The following is a 13877-nucleotide window of genomic DNA, read 5'->3' as shown; positions in this document are numbered from 1 at the left end:
GGGCTAGTTTAGATGAGCATAACTAGTGCTGTTTTAGGCGCGTTAAACGAGAGAAATCTTATGCGTTTGGCATTATTGACGGCATGTACACTTATATTGTTTGGTTGTGGAGGAGCATCGACGGAAAACCCTCCAGCACCACCACCTTCCTTAGAGGATTCGACAGCTCCCCAAATTTCTATTGACAGCAATGTTGAGAGCCAATGGCCGGGTAGCACAGTTATGTTAAGTACTAATGCCTCAGATAATTCCGGCTTGCCTCCTGAGGTTTCAGTTTCATGTGACCGAGGAAGCCTTGAAGGGAAAATTTTAAATCTTCCAGTAGATCCTGCAGTTAGAAGCGTTAAATGTATCGCCGTTGCCGAAGACGCCGGTGGCAATAGCGCTACTGATGACGTAGTCATCGAAATAACACCGACAGCCATAACGCTAATAGATTCTGATTTAGAGTTTTTTCCCGGCAGCACGGTTGTATACAGCTATGAGGGGCCAGAGCTTTCTGGGGCTTCTGTTGAAGTGACCCTGGGTGGAGTCTCTATATCTCACGTAGGCATTTCGGATAATGTGATTTCTTTCATTGTTCCTTTAGGTGTAGAAGGACTTTCTGACGTTAACGTTTTAATAAATAAAGTTAAATACTCATCGAAAATTAATGTAAACCCAGAGGTTGTCATTGAAGATCCATTAAAAGTCGTATTGGATTCCGTGGGTATATCTTTATCTGGATTACGTGAACAAAATGTCGTGACGGATGAGATGTATGAAGACCTCCTGTTGGCCCAAGAGTCTATTTCTAGCCTTTCTGAAAATGATTTAATGCTATTGGCTCATATAGTTTATCAGCTCGATAGAGATTATGAGTTTTTCTCTGGCGGCTCTTCTTACGCCCCACCTTCAATAAAAAACGATAGGGGCGTGTTGCAGAAAGATTCTTCCTGTGAGAGTTCGCTTAAGAGTTTCCTAAGAGACTCCGCTTTCTCGACAGCAAGTCTCTACACAACAGTGGTTGGTCTCGGGATGATGTCATCGGGTGCTGGATCATTGCCGGGGGCTTTAGTCACCTCCCTTGGAGCCTGGGCAACATACAAAAATGCGCGGCGCCTAAAATACTCCATGAATGAGGTGTATGAACAATGTGTCGTGCCGGTTGGAGTATATATATCTAGTCCTGAGAGTGATATTTCGAAAAATTCGTTAAAGACTACTATAGATGATAAAGGCATTCTGGAATTTTGGGAGGGGGAGTTCGGAAATGTCGCCATTAATATTGAGTATGGTTTCGAGAATGAAGGTCAAAAGTCAAAATTTGTAAGCCGATTAAACAACGTTAGGGCTGTATTGCAGATGGTGAGATCGGCTTTCAATTTTAATATTAGCCTACCAATGTATTCCGATACTATAAAGCCTGCGAATGCGAGTGATTTTAGTTTGACCAATGTGTCAAACTCTAATGTTCATGGGCGGGTTGTCTCAACCGAGAATTCAGTCATGAGGCTTGAGTTCAAATTTAACGATATAGATCTCATTCCAGAAAATGGAGTTGTAGATTTTAGCTTCATGTTGTCAGATGAGGAAAGTGGGTATGAGGTTGTTAAGTCGGCTACTCTGATCGCAGTTGATCAGCCTAAGTTGAGCGTTTTTTTTGAAGGTGTAGAGGTGGTCGATGGATCAGTACAGTCGATGGAGTCCGACTCAGCTACGATTAACGTTAAAAACGTAGGTCGGGGGACAATTGAACTCAGCGATGTGTTCTTAAATAACGATAATTATGTCATTGAGAATAGTTCCGGGGAAGTTAGCGTTCTACGGCCCATGGAAAGTGAGCAGTTTGTCCTTACTTATGTTGGGGAAGCTTCTATTGATAATCGTAGTGTCGACCTTTATTTTGGAGAGGTTGATAATGATGATGTGAGTTTTACGTTCTCATTGGAGACTGGGTGTTCGACATTAATTTATATGGACTCGCTTGAGCTATTTGGCTTTGGCTGTGGGGTTATCTATGAAACAAGTGATCATTGGACCCTATTCTTCAGTGGGAGTTCTTACAGTTTATCAGTTTCTGTTGGGCCCAACTTTATAGGAAGTGGTTCATACACGTTGAATGATTGGCCTATCACCGAGACGACAAGCTCTTCCCACTTGGCCGTAATTCATAGTTATAGTGAAGGTCCGAGCTATTATCATACCGGTAATCTTTCGGTATATCGGGGCATTGATAAAAACTACGGTGGTTCAGTTACAATTACCGAATACTCCAATAATTTAATGGCGGGAAGGTTTAGCTTTACGGCGGCGGCACATAGTGATCCTTATGAGGATAGTGAAGGTTGGCAATATGTTGATTTTTATGATGAGAAGCGGGTAGAGGGTGAGTTTAGAATTCTTCGATAATGTGTTTTGGTATGGTATTGGATAAACTCTACTGGATCGGAAACCCCCTAGAGATTTCAAGTATATCAAGTTACTTTTAATGGTTATTGGATTCCATGCTAAGCGCACAAACAAGCGTCTAGTCCTTTCGAAAAGAGCAAAGAGCAGGTGAAGTCAGTGAAAAGAATTAATGGGTTATTGGCTGCAATGGCAGTAAGTTTGGTGACCGGCTGTGGAGGATCGTCATCGAATGATGACGATGACACAAGCTTTAGCAGCTCCTCAAGCGTGCAAATGAGCAGTTCGAGCTCTTCAGTTGAATCTTCAAATTCGCAAATATCGAGTTCTACTTCTTCAATTGGCTCATCAAGTTCGCAGGTTGCTAGCTCGGCCTCTTCTGATGGCTCAAACAGTAGTGCATCGTCAGAGCCCAATAGCTCGTCCTCAAGCGTCAGCAGTGCGGCGGCAGCGAAAACGGGCGTATTTTTAGATAGTCCAGTTGTCAATATCGGCTATCGCACTGAGACTTTGGATGGTCAGACAAATGGTGGCGGTGAGTTCCAATATCTAGAAGGAGAGACGGTTACCTTTTTTATTGGCAATCTCGAGTTCCCCGCTGTGGCCGCTGTCAGTAAGATCACACCTTTGGATCTTGCGGGAACCGACGATTCGTCCAACCCCATGGTTGTGAATATTATTCGATTACTTCAGTCGCTGGATGTCGATGGAAATCCAGAGAATGGACTTGAAATAGCTAAGACTGCTAAGACTGTATCGGTCCCGGTCGATTTTTCGGCGCCAATCAACGACTTTGAAGCTAACGCGGCTGTTGTCAATCTAGTGGCTAATTCGGGTTCTGTGATTACGCGACTAGTATCTCAAAGTGCCGCTATATCTCATTTTGAGCAGACGTTGACAGCTGAGGGAATTGAGTTCACGAACAATTCCAGTGTTGTAGGTGTTTGGAGAACATCACAAACCGAGAACGATTTGTTAGCGTTTGTGTTTTTTGCTGATGGTACTTATGCCCATGTAGAAATTGACGAGAAGGGGCCTTACGAGTATGAAGACCAAGATTCAGGTATGGAGTGGGGAACTTACGCGGTGAATCAAGAAACCGGCCTTGTCGCTGTTTCACAAATATTTGATGAAAATGGCGGCGCCGGATTGACTAGTTTTACCGATGAGGATCGGGACCTCTTCTTTCATGTGTCAGGGGATATTCTTACATTGGAGTTTGACGAAAATGCCAACGGCGTGATTGACACCGAGGGTGAAACGCTAGTGTTTTCCCGCCAGAGTGCTTCCTCTGGCTTGTACGGTCCGTGGGTGAATGAGTCATCAGAAAATGAGTTTTTGGCCTTTGTTTTTTTTGAAGATAATACCTATATTCACATGGAGGTGGATGAAGAAGAGCCTTTTGATGTTTATGGGGAAGATTCAGGCATGGAGTGGGGTAGCTATAATCTGAATTCTGAGACAGGTGCTCTTGTGATTGATGTCTTTAATGATTACAACGATGATGCTGGTTTGAGTGATCAGGATTTAAATGAAATGGATCACTATGTAATCTTTACTGAAGACGGTATGTTACTCCATGTCGATTCAAACAGAAATGGCCTTGTGGACGATAATGAGCGTTTCAATTTTCAACGCCCATAGAGAAAGCCAGCTATCCCTGTCAAGTGTAGATAGTTCGTTGGCCCTAGCGTACCAGAATTTGTATGTTGTTGGGCTAGGGCCTAAAGTGTTCGCTGTAAGTGCGGATAGGTGTAAGGCTAAGATGCCGGTAACGCAGAGAGTAAATTGATCAGTTGCATTTGGTTTGCTACGCCGGTTTTTTCAAAAATAGATCTTAATTGTTCTCGAACTGTATAAACAGATTTGTTTTCTTGTTGCGCAATTTGCTTGGCCGATTGAAGTTGAGAAAATCTCTGACATACCCGTGCTTCTGCGGCTGTCAGGTTAAACATTTTGCCAAGGGTGTGTTCCGGTAAGGGGGTTATCAGATCGGGTGACACTACATACACCATGGCGCCGCGAAATGTAGGCTGGCCTTCGCGATCTTCCATAATGGCGTCCACCCCAATAAATGCTTGGTGTTGACCTTCCAGACTAACGGGTACTAAGTCCGTACTGTAGGTCAGATCCATTGCTTTGGTTTCTGATATGGTCTGGGCAATGGCAAATTGTAGAGCCTTATTCGTATGCTCTTGGTTTAGGCGGAAATGGGTACCGCCGGTTAATGATAGTTCTGACTGGTCTTGCAAAAAAGTTTCCATTTGCCGGTTTTGCGCCATTAACTCGCTAAATTCGTTGATTATTGCCACCGGAATACGCATTTTGTTGAGTGCGGTGCGAATGTAGATATTGTCATCGCCGCTGCCGGATAGCTCCAAACGCAGTTTCATGGCATTTTCAATAAAAGGCGATAGCGCTTCCATACGCTGCATCTCTTCGGGCTGGTACTCTCCGTGGCTTTGTGATCGGTTGTGTACCAAAACGCAGGTGTGTTGGGCGTCGCGAAACAAGGTGGCGCCGGCGACATAGTGAATATTATTGCGATGGGCCCAGGTATAGGCAGGGGTGGATTCCACCACTTCGCGGTTGGGCATCAGGTTACTGGCAATCCATTGATGGGGGGCTGCATGAAGTATGGCCAGGTGCGCCATATCATACTGAAAGTAATGCTCCAGATAAGCCATCAGCTCCATTTCTGAGGGCTGCGCCCCGGCGGTTTCTTGAAATATGGGCGCGCGTTGTGAGGGTATGGCTATATAAATGTGCGCGCTGTGTAAGTTAAAGTGCTGGCAAAAAGCATCTAAAAACTGATACCAGCCACTTTCATTGGCATTGGCCTGAACGAGTAGGCCAAGTAAAAAGGCATCCTGGGGGGCAATACTGGGAAGGTAACTGGTTTGTGTGTAGTCCTTGTGGGGTTTCATTATTTTATCCTGTCAAGCTGGCTGGGTTGGGGGTATGGACGGATTATTGCCGATTTGAGAACCGAGTCAAGTTGTTGGCTGGGCCTTTTTATGCATATTTGCTATATGCTATTAGCCCGGCAATTAGTATTGTTGAGTTAATAGTGCGGTGCATGGGTGGTGCCGCAGCGGGCCGAAGGCCCGCGAGAGCCCTGGAGGCATCAGCACCGTCGCCCGCATGCGTCGGAATTTCAAGGACGACAACAAACAATAGTCCGTCGCAAGAATTTCCCCTTAGCTGAAATAAGGGGAAAGCTTTCTCTTCCGTTAGTCGTGAGACAGCACCGCCAGGGAATCCCCAGGCTTAACGCCATTCCCGGAGGCCTTTAATACCTGCTTGACCTTCCCGGCGGCGGGCGCGGGTATATTAATTTCCATTTTCATGGACTCGAGAATCAGCAAGGTTTGACCGGCTTCTACCTCGTCGCCTTCGTTGACCAACACCTGCCAAACGCTGCCGGAGACTGAGCTGTCCACCAGAGTGTCGCCTTCGTCCAGATCCAGTTCGTTGTCCGATTCGGTTTGTTCAACCGGGGTAAAGTTAAACTGGCCGTCGGCGTGCCAGCGCTCCAGCTCTTCATCAAAAGCATTCTGTCGATGAGACTGAAACGCTTGAATGTCCGAGTCATGATCGCTAATAAACTGTTCGTAATCCGATAAACTGAATTCGGTTTGCTCGATTTTGATGGGGTATTGCCCACGGGGAAAGTCGCGACGCATTTGTTTTAGTTCATCGGCGCTCACCTCGTAAAAACGTATTTGGTCAAAAAAGCGCAATAGCCAGCGCTGATCAAACTCGGGCGTTTTACGGTAGCGGTTCCACATTTGAATGGTACGCCCCACAAACTGATAACCACCCGGACCTTCCATGCCGTAAACGCACATGTAAGCGCCGCCAATACCCACGGAGTTTTCTGCCGTCCAAGTTCGCGCGGGATTGTATTTGGTGGTTACTAAACGGTGACGCGGGTCCATGGGGGTTGCCACCGGTGCACCCAGATACACATCTCCCAGTCCCATCACCAAGTAAGAGGCATCGAAGACGATATCTTTTACCTGATCGATACTGTCCAGGCCGTTAATACGGCGGATAAACTCCAGGTTGGAAGGACACCAGGGCGCGCCCGGGCGCACACTCTGTTCGTATTTGGCGATGGCCTCGCGGCAGGCTTCGTCGTCCCACGACAGTGGCAGATGCACAATCCGCGAGGGAACGCTCAGTTCGGCAATTTGCGTGGCGAGATACTTTTCGCCTTTTTGCAGGTGGGCGATGAGCTCATCCAAAGACACCTGTTGGCTATTGTAATGAATTTGCAGCGAGCGAATCCCGGGGGTGAGTTCGCGCATGCCCGGCAGGGGATTTTTCTCCAGCCATTGCATTAAGGCGTGAGCGCGAAAACGCAGCTTAATATCCAGCTGCAGTGGTCCGTACTCGACCAGCAAAAAGTGATCGCCCGCGACTCGGTAATTGACGTCTTCACCGACTTCGCTAGCCGGTAGGTGGGCGACAATTGGTGACGGCAGGTTATCGGCTGTAAGGGTCGCGACTGGCGCGGTGCTGGCGGATAACTGGGCGATAGAATTGCGCTGCGTCTTTTCAATCGCCACCGCAGTTTCTACGGTAACGGGAACAAAGCGAATGGTGTCGCCGGCGCGCACCTGGCCCAGCTTCCACAAATCTGCGGTAATCACGGTGGCAGGACAGACAAAACCGCCTAGCGATGGACCATCGGGGCCCAAAATAACCGGCATATCACCGGTGAAGTCCACGGTGCCAAAGGCGTAGGCATTATCGTGAATGTTGGACGGGTGCATGCCGGCCTCGCCGCCGGTAGTGCGAGCCCATTCGGGTTTGGGGCCATTCAGTCGTACGCCGGTGCGACTTGAGTTGTAGTGAACTTCCCAGTCGGTGGTAAAAAAGGTGTCGATATCACCATCGGTAAAAAAGTCCGGCGCGCCGTGGGGCCCATAGACTACGCGTAATTCCCACTGATTGCTGATGCTGGGCTTCAGCTGTTGAGGAATGTGCGCTTCTTTTACTGGCGAGGTTTTACGGCAGTGAAGGACATCGCCCGCCAGCAGCGCGCGGCCATTGTGCCCACCGAACTGACCCAGGGTAAAGGTAGAACGCGAACCCAAATAGCTGGGGCATTGAATGCCGCCTGCTACCGCAAGATACGCGCGAGCGCCTTGTTCACTAACGCGGCCCAGGGTTAAGGTTTGCCCGGCTTTTACCGTAAAAATTTCCCAGCTGGATACAGGTGTGCCATCCAGTTTTGCATCAATGGCGGCGCCGGTTAACGCACACTGGGTGTCAAAGCCAAATTGTAAGCTGGGGCCCGCTACGGTAATTTCCAATGCGGCCGCTTCGGCGTCGTTGCCCAGCAGCTGATTGGCGAGACGGAACGAGTAGTTATCAAAAGGCCCAGATGGAGGTACACCAATGTGCCAGTAACCGCTGCGACCAGGAAAATCCTGAATCGTGGTTTGTGTGCCGCCGGATAATACATCGATACGCGCCTCGGCAAAGCCGCGTTCGTTAAGGTAACGAGTGGTAATTTCACCGTCGATAAAAACCGGCTCGTCCAAAAGCTCGGTGACATACGCTTTATTGGTTTCAATGCCGTACAGCTTGGAGCTTATTAAAGTAGCTTTTAACAGCTCAATAGCTGATGTGCGGTTTTTACTCTTGGTAATCACCTTTGCCAGCATGGGGTCAAAATAGGGGGATACTTCCAGACCGGATTCAATCCAGTGATCGATACGAACGACTTTATCGTCGCTGCGCTCGTTACTCGGAAAGCTAACCTCACTTAACAAACCGGCGCTGGGCTGGAAATTTTTTACCGAGTCTTCGGCGTAAACACGCACTTGAATGGCGTGGCCGGTGGGCGTTAATTGGGCAAACTCCTGCTCAATATCCAGTGCTTCTTCGGCGGCCAGGCGAATCATCCAGGCGACTAAGTCCAGCCCCCAAACTTCCTCGGTAACCCCATGCTCAACTTGCAGGCGAGTGTTGACCTCAAGAAAATAAAACTTTTCGTCTTTGGCGTCGTAAATATACTCCACGGTACCAGCGCCGCGATAGTTAACCGCCGCCAAAAGTCGCGCCGCTGTGTCGTGCATGGCGTGGCGCAGTGGTTCGGGCAGGTTGGGTGCCGGGCATTCCTCAATCACTTTTTGGTTGCGTCTTTGGCTGGAGCAATCGCGCTCGCCAATGGCAACCGCTTTGCCTTTGCCGTCACCAAAAACCTGTACTTCAATATGGCGAGCCTGGCCGATAAACTTTTCTAAAAAGACGCGGTCGTCGGAAAAGTTATTGGCGCCTAACTTGCGCACAGAATCAAAACTGTCTTTAAGGTCTTGCTCGCTTTCGCACAGCTTCATGCCAATACCGCCGCCCCCGGCGCTGCTTTTTAGCATGATGGGGTAGCCGATCTCGGCGGCAGCTTTCAGTGCGTCCTTTAAAGAGTCGAGCAAGTCGGTGCCAGGCACCAAAGGCACAGCATTTTCTTCGGCAACCTCGCGCGCCGTATGCTTTAAGCCGAACACATTCATTTGCTCGGGGGTTGGGCCAACAAAGGCAATGCCCGCGCTTTCACAGCGCTGCACGAACGTGGGATTTTCACTGAGAAAGCCGTAGCCCGGGTGAATGGCTTGGGCGCCGGTTTTCTTGGCAATTGCTAGAATTTTTTCTTGCGCAAGATAGGTGTCGGCAGCGGCGCCTTCGCCTAAGCTATAGGCTTCGTCCGCTTGGCGAACGTGCAGGCTGGCGGCGTCGGCTTCGGCGTACACGGCTACCGATTGGATGCCCATTTGGCGCAGGGTGCGAATAATACGGGCGGCAATGGCGCCTCGGTTGGCAATTAAAACTTTGGTAAACATAACTGTCTCCGCGGGTCGTCCCGGCTATGCCTTGTGCGTCAGAGGTCGTCCTCTGCGGCAATTCGATTCAGTTTTTTGTGTGTGGACTTAAGCCCGCGCGTCCCAAACAATCATCTCGACCGGCGTGGGGTTGTAGCCGTTGCACGGGTTGTTCAGTTGTGGGCAGTTAGACATAAGCACCAGTACGTCCATTAATGCGGTCATTTCCACGTACTTTCCCGCTCCGGAAATGCCGTCGGCAAACGTTAAGCCGCCCTCGGCGGTGACGGGCACATTCATAAAAAAGTTAATGTTGTGGGTAATATCCCGCTTGCTAACGCCGAACTCAGGGTGCTCGGCAACCGCCAGCATCCAGCTGTCGCGGCAGGCGTGCATGCAGCGTTTTTCCAAATCGTAGCGCACGGTGTTGCTTTCGGTCGCGCAGGCGCCGCCCAAGGTGTCGTGGCGGCCACAGGTATCGGCGGTAATTTCCAACATCGGGTTGTTTAAGTTGCTGCGCAGTACGCTGCCCGCGGTTAAGTACACATTGCCCTGTTCGCGAATGGTATCGGTGGCGCTGTAGCGCTCGGAAACATCGGCGGCATTAAAAAATAACGTGTCTGCTGCCTGATTACCTTCCAGGTCAAGAATGCGTAACGTCTGGCCTTTTTTTAGCGGTGCAAAGTAGTAATCGCCCGCGCCTATGGTGTGGCGCTCAGCGGCGTTTTCCGGTAACAATTGGCTTTCTAAAATGGTCATGTCAGCCTCGTTATATTCCAATGTGGTAGAGCGCGTTATTGGCAAAGCCCCGGGCGTTTTCCGGGCGTGAATTCAGGCACAGGTCATCTTCGTTGATCGGTGCGGCTTCGCCCAGATCGATGCGAATGTCTCCGCGTGGATATTCGGCACTGGCCTCTAACGGATGAGGGCAAGTGTGCAGTATGACGAGAGTATCCATTTCGAAACGCAGCTCGACGCTTGCACCGGCTTGGTTGGCGCTGGAATCCAGTGCCATGGCGCCGGCATCGTCGGTGGCGACTTTACTGAACCAGTTGACGTTGGCTGCTAAATCGGCGCGCCCTAAACCGTACTTGGCAAGTTCGACCAAAAAGGCATCAAAGCCATTTTGCAGCCAGTCATTACTTTGGGTTTGGTAATCCCGCTGGCCCCAGTTTTTTTCCACCATGGCCTTGTGGCTGGTACCGCTGACGGTGTCGTGCCAGCCGAAAGTGTCGTCGGTAATAGAGGCGAAAATACGCCCCATGTCCGAGTACAGGCAGTGTCCTGCGGTCAGCTTGAAAGTGTGTTGGCACTTGAGTGAGTCGGGGGCGTTGTAGCGCTCTAATAAGTTGCGAGGGTTATAGAACAACATACCCACATTGCCTGCGCCACTCGGGTCGGTCAGGCGCATGGCACTGCCGCGGCGCGCTTCAAATGACCAGTGGCTGGCGCCGGGTAGGGTGGTGGTGTAATCAATGTTTTTCACGCTGATTCTCCAGTGATTTTTTTGTCTTCAGGCTCGTTAATTTGTTGTTGCATTTTGGCCAGGGTGTCGGCGGGAATTTCGCCCACCGGTAAGTCGTAGGTGATTTGTGCGCCCCAGGCGCCCGGCGCTTGCGGATCGTGGCGGACCTTGTCGAACACCCACAGGCGGGTGCCCAGGTAAAACCCTTCGGAGAGATCGTGGGTTACCATAAACACGGTAAGGTTGTGCTCGCGCCACAGCTCCAGAATAAGCTGGTGCATATCCGCGCGAATACCCGGATCGAGTGCGCCAAAGGGTTCATCTAAAAGCAGCACCTTGGGTTTGCGGATCAGGGCCTGGGCAATGGCGAGGCGTTGGCGCATACCGCCGGATAGTTCGTGGGGGTATTTGTCGGCCGCTGGGGTCAGGCCCACTTTTTCCAGGAGGGCGCGGGCCTCTTCGCGCACTTGTTTTTTGCGACCGCCGAAGAGTTTGCCCAGCAGTGGCGCGCGCTCAAATTCCCGCGCGATCATCACGTTTTCCAGCACGCTTAGGTGTGGGAATACCGAGTACTGCTGGAACACAATGCCGCGACTTTGATCCGGTTCATCCGGTATCGGTTGGCCGTCAATTAACAGCTGGCCGCGGGTGGGGGATTCCATGCCCAGCAGCATTTTTAAGAAGGTGCTTTTGCCGCAGCCCGAGGTGCCCACCAAGGTGACAAACTCGCCGTCGTTAACGGTTTTACTGATGTCTTCCAGAACGACGTTATCGCCGTACTCCTTCCACAGGTTTTTAATTTCAATCATGCTTTACCTCCTTGGTGGTGCCAGGGGAAAGCGAGCTGGCTGGTTTTGGCGAGCAGCCAATCGATAATAAAGGCCAGCAAGGTAATCCAGGCCACATAGGGCAGAATCACATCCATGGATAAATAGCGGCGCACCAAAAAGATTCGGTAACCCAAACCATCGGTCGAGGCGATACCCTCGGCGGCAATTAAAAACAGCCAGCCTGCGCCCAGGGATAAACGCATGGCGTTGATCAGGCGAGGCATGAGCTGCGGTACCAGCACGCGCCAGACAATATGCCAGCTGCTGGCGCCCAGAGTTTGCGCCTTGATTAATTGTTCGCGGGGAATCTCCAGGGTGCAGCGCTGAATGTCCCGGGCAATAAAAGGCGCGACGCCAAAGATAATCAGCGCGATTTTCGACAACTCGCCCAAGCCAAACACAATAAATAAGATGGGCAGCAGCGCCATGGGGGGAATCAGCGAGATTACCGTAATCAATGGCGCCAGAGGGGCATAGGCCGTAGGCAGGGCGCCGGTGAGCAGCCCCAGGGTAAAACCGATAAACGCGGCAATGCCAATACCCAGGCCCAGACGGGTCAAGCTGGATAGGGTGTCCTGCCAGAACAGGTATTCGCCGGTGCGTTTGCTGGGTTCAAAGGCCAGGCGCGATATGGCATCGCCCATTTGTTCAAAGCTGGGTAGCAGCTTATCGCTGGGGTTGGCCTCCAGCCGCGCATCCGAGGCGATAACGTAAATCAGCAGGATCAGCGCGAAAGGCAGTAACCCTAACAGGATGCGGGCGGGCTTCGATGGGGTTAAGTTAACCAGTCTTTTCATTCTTGGCTCTCAGACGGGGGCAAAGCCCCCGAGTCGGAGGTATTACAGCTTGCCGTCGGCAGCCATTTGCATATAAGTGGTGTCAAAACGCAGTTGGGTGTTGGCACTGTTGCCATAGGTGCCCTGAGGGCCCTCTACGCCGATAAAGCCGGCATCTGGCGCGCCTTCGCCCAGCAGACCATGGTCAAATGAGAACTCGGCCACTTTTTGCATGGTGTCTAGCAGTTCGTCGCTGTTAACCAGCGCCAGAGCGTCGGCAGGTTGGTAGAACATTCTGGTTTTGGCCAGCTGCGCCTCGTAGCCCGCGCGGTCGGTACCCGAGGCGTTACCCATGGCTTCGCGCGCGGCAATACCGGCTTCGTCGTCACCACTCATCAGGCCCATAATTTCGTACCAGGCGCCCACCAAGGCTTTACCCAGTTCGGGGTTGGCTTCAAGGGTGTCGGTTTTCACCACCAGCAAGTCCATAATCTCGCCGGGGATTTGCGAAGAATCGAACACCAGGTTGGCGTCGTCTTCGGCGATAATGGCGTTTAACAGAGGGTTCCAGGTGGTGACTGCACTGACTGAGCCGGAGTTGTACAGAGCAACCAAATCGGCATCGGCGGTATTAACGACTTGCACGTCCGCTTCGGTCATGTCCACGGTTTCCAGCGCACGGGCCAGCAGGTAGTGAGAAACCGACAGCTCCACCAGGTTAATACGCTGGCCTTTAATGTCAGCGAGACTGTCTTTATCGCGAAGCACTACGCCGTCGTTACCGTTAGAGAAATCGCCCACAATCAGCGCTGTGCTGTCCACGCCACTGGCGGCGGGGATGGTCAGCGCATCCATGTTGGTCATGGTGCAGGCATCGAACTCGCCAGTGGTGTACTGGTTAATGGATTCGATGTAGTCGTTAATTTGCACGACTTCGATATCAATGCCGTACTTATCGGCCCATTTGTCGACGATCTTTTGCTCGGCGCCGTAGCCCCAGGGCATCCAGCCGACATAGATTGACCAGCACACTTTAAAGGAATCGGCCGCTTGGACCTGGAAGGATAAAAGTAGCGCTAACGCTGCAATTGACAGTTGTTTCATGACAAACCTCCGAGGGTTGCACTTGGGTTCCGGGAGCACTGTTGGCAATCAGGCCAATTCGGGAATCCATAAAGATTCCTTAAGTCTCCCGGGCTTTTATCCCGCCGTGTAACCTCCTTGCGAAGGTCGAAAGCTCTCGGACCAGTCACGGTGAAATACCGCCGGAACCCTAGCCTTCTATTGGTGCAAATTGTCGATTGGCCCTACTTGCCAAAGCAGTGCGGACACATTCAACGCATGTTTTGCAAATTAAATACCAACCGGTGAAATGTACCGGCGGCAGGCCTTGGTGAGCGGTATTTGGGGGTGTCCCAGCAATTTTGCGATCGTCTCTGGCTGGGCGGGTGAGATGTTATGGTGCACGTTAAGGTTAGGGGGCCTTCTTGTGGTGCATTTTTAGGTGTAATTGACTGTTATTTGTCCAGGGGTGGTTTTTCGGTATCCTTTCCAGGTTATGTGCGATGGCGCACATTGTGGCATATAC

At 50.9% G+C, this 13877-nt stretch carries 9 protein-coding genes and 1 riboswitch; of the genes, 2 read left to right on the top strand and 7 right to left on the bottom strand.

Annotation, left to right across the window (positions count from 1 at the left end; genetic code table 11):
* Nucleotides 1-12 precede the first annotated feature (12 nt).
* Nucleotides 13-2391, top strand: a complete 2379-nt coding sequence (locus M6D89_RS10730) for a hypothetical protein (RefSeq protein ID WP_253968070.1) — start codon at nt 13-15, stop codon at nt 2389-2391.
* A 156-nt stretch (nt 2392-2547) separates the two neighbouring features.
* Entirely contained in the window at nt 2548-4032 is a 1485-nt protein-coding gene (locus M6D89_RS10725) for a hypothetical protein (protein WP_253968069.1), read from the top strand.
* A gap of 116 nt (nt 4033-4148) precedes the next feature.
* On the opposite strand, the gene M6D89_RS10720 is transcribed toward M6D89_RS10725, so the two are convergent.
* The 7 genes from M6D89_RS10720 to M6D89_RS10690 form a co-directional block, all read right to left on the bottom strand.
* Nucleotides 4149-5315 carry a helix-turn-helix transcriptional regulator gene (locus tag M6D89_RS10720; protein ID WP_253968068.1) on the bottom strand — a complete coding sequence of 389 codons (1167 nt, stop codon included), beginning with the start codon at nt 5313-5315 and terminating at the stop codon, nt 4149-4151.
* A 306-nt stretch (nt 5316-5621) separates the two neighbouring features.
* Nucleotides 5622-9239 carry an urea carboxylase gene (gene uca, locus M6D89_RS10715; RefSeq protein ID WP_253968067.1) on the bottom strand — a complete coding sequence of 1206 codons (3618 nt, stop codon included), beginning with the start codon at nt 9237-9239 and terminating at the stop codon, nt 5622-5624.
* A gap of 87 nt (nt 9240-9326) precedes the next feature.
* Nucleotides 9327-9977, bottom strand: coding sequence for an urea amidolyase associated protein UAAP2 (locus M6D89_RS10710; protein ID WP_253968066.1), 651 nt, complete (start codon nt 9975-9977; stop codon nt 9327-9329).
* A gap of 10 nt (nt 9978-9987) precedes the next feature.
* The gene (locus M6D89_RS10705; protein WP_253968065.1) at nt 9988-10704 is read right to left on the bottom strand and encodes an urea amidolyase associated protein UAAP1; all 717 of its coding nucleotides are present in this window, start codon (nt 10702-10704) and stop codon (nt 9988-9990) included.
* Entirely contained in the window at nt 10701-11492 is a 792-nt protein-coding gene (locus M6D89_RS10700) for an ABC transporter ATP-binding protein (protein WP_253968064.1), read from the bottom strand. Before M6D89_RS10700 ends, M6D89_RS10705 begins: the two co-directional genes overlap by 4 nt.
* Nucleotides 11489-12310: an ABC transporter permease gene (locus tag M6D89_RS10695; protein WP_253968063.1), complete on the bottom strand. Its 822-nt coding sequence runs from the start codon at nt 12308-12310 to the stop codon at nt 11489-11491. Before M6D89_RS10695 ends, M6D89_RS10700 begins: the two co-directional genes overlap by 4 nt.
* Before the next feature lie 42 nt (nt 12311-12352).
* Entirely contained in the window at nt 12353-13393 is a 1041-nt protein-coding gene (locus tag M6D89_RS10690; protein WP_253968062.1) for a putative urea ABC transporter substrate-binding protein, read from the bottom strand.
* 83 nt (nt 13394-13476) lie between these two features.
* Nucleotides 13477-13577: riboswitch (guanidine-I (ykkC/yxkD leader) on the bottom strand.
* Between the last annotated feature and the right edge of the window lie 300 nt (nt 13578-13877).

It is taken from the genome of Gilvimarinus xylanilyticus, assembly GCF_024195295.1.
Classification (GTDB): domain Bacteria; phylum Pseudomonadota; class Gammaproteobacteria; order Pseudomonadales; family Cellvibrionaceae; genus Gilvimarinus; species Gilvimarinus xylanilyticus.
Note: the sequence above shows the minus strand (reverse complement) of the source record. Positions and strands in the feature narration are given on the sequence as shown.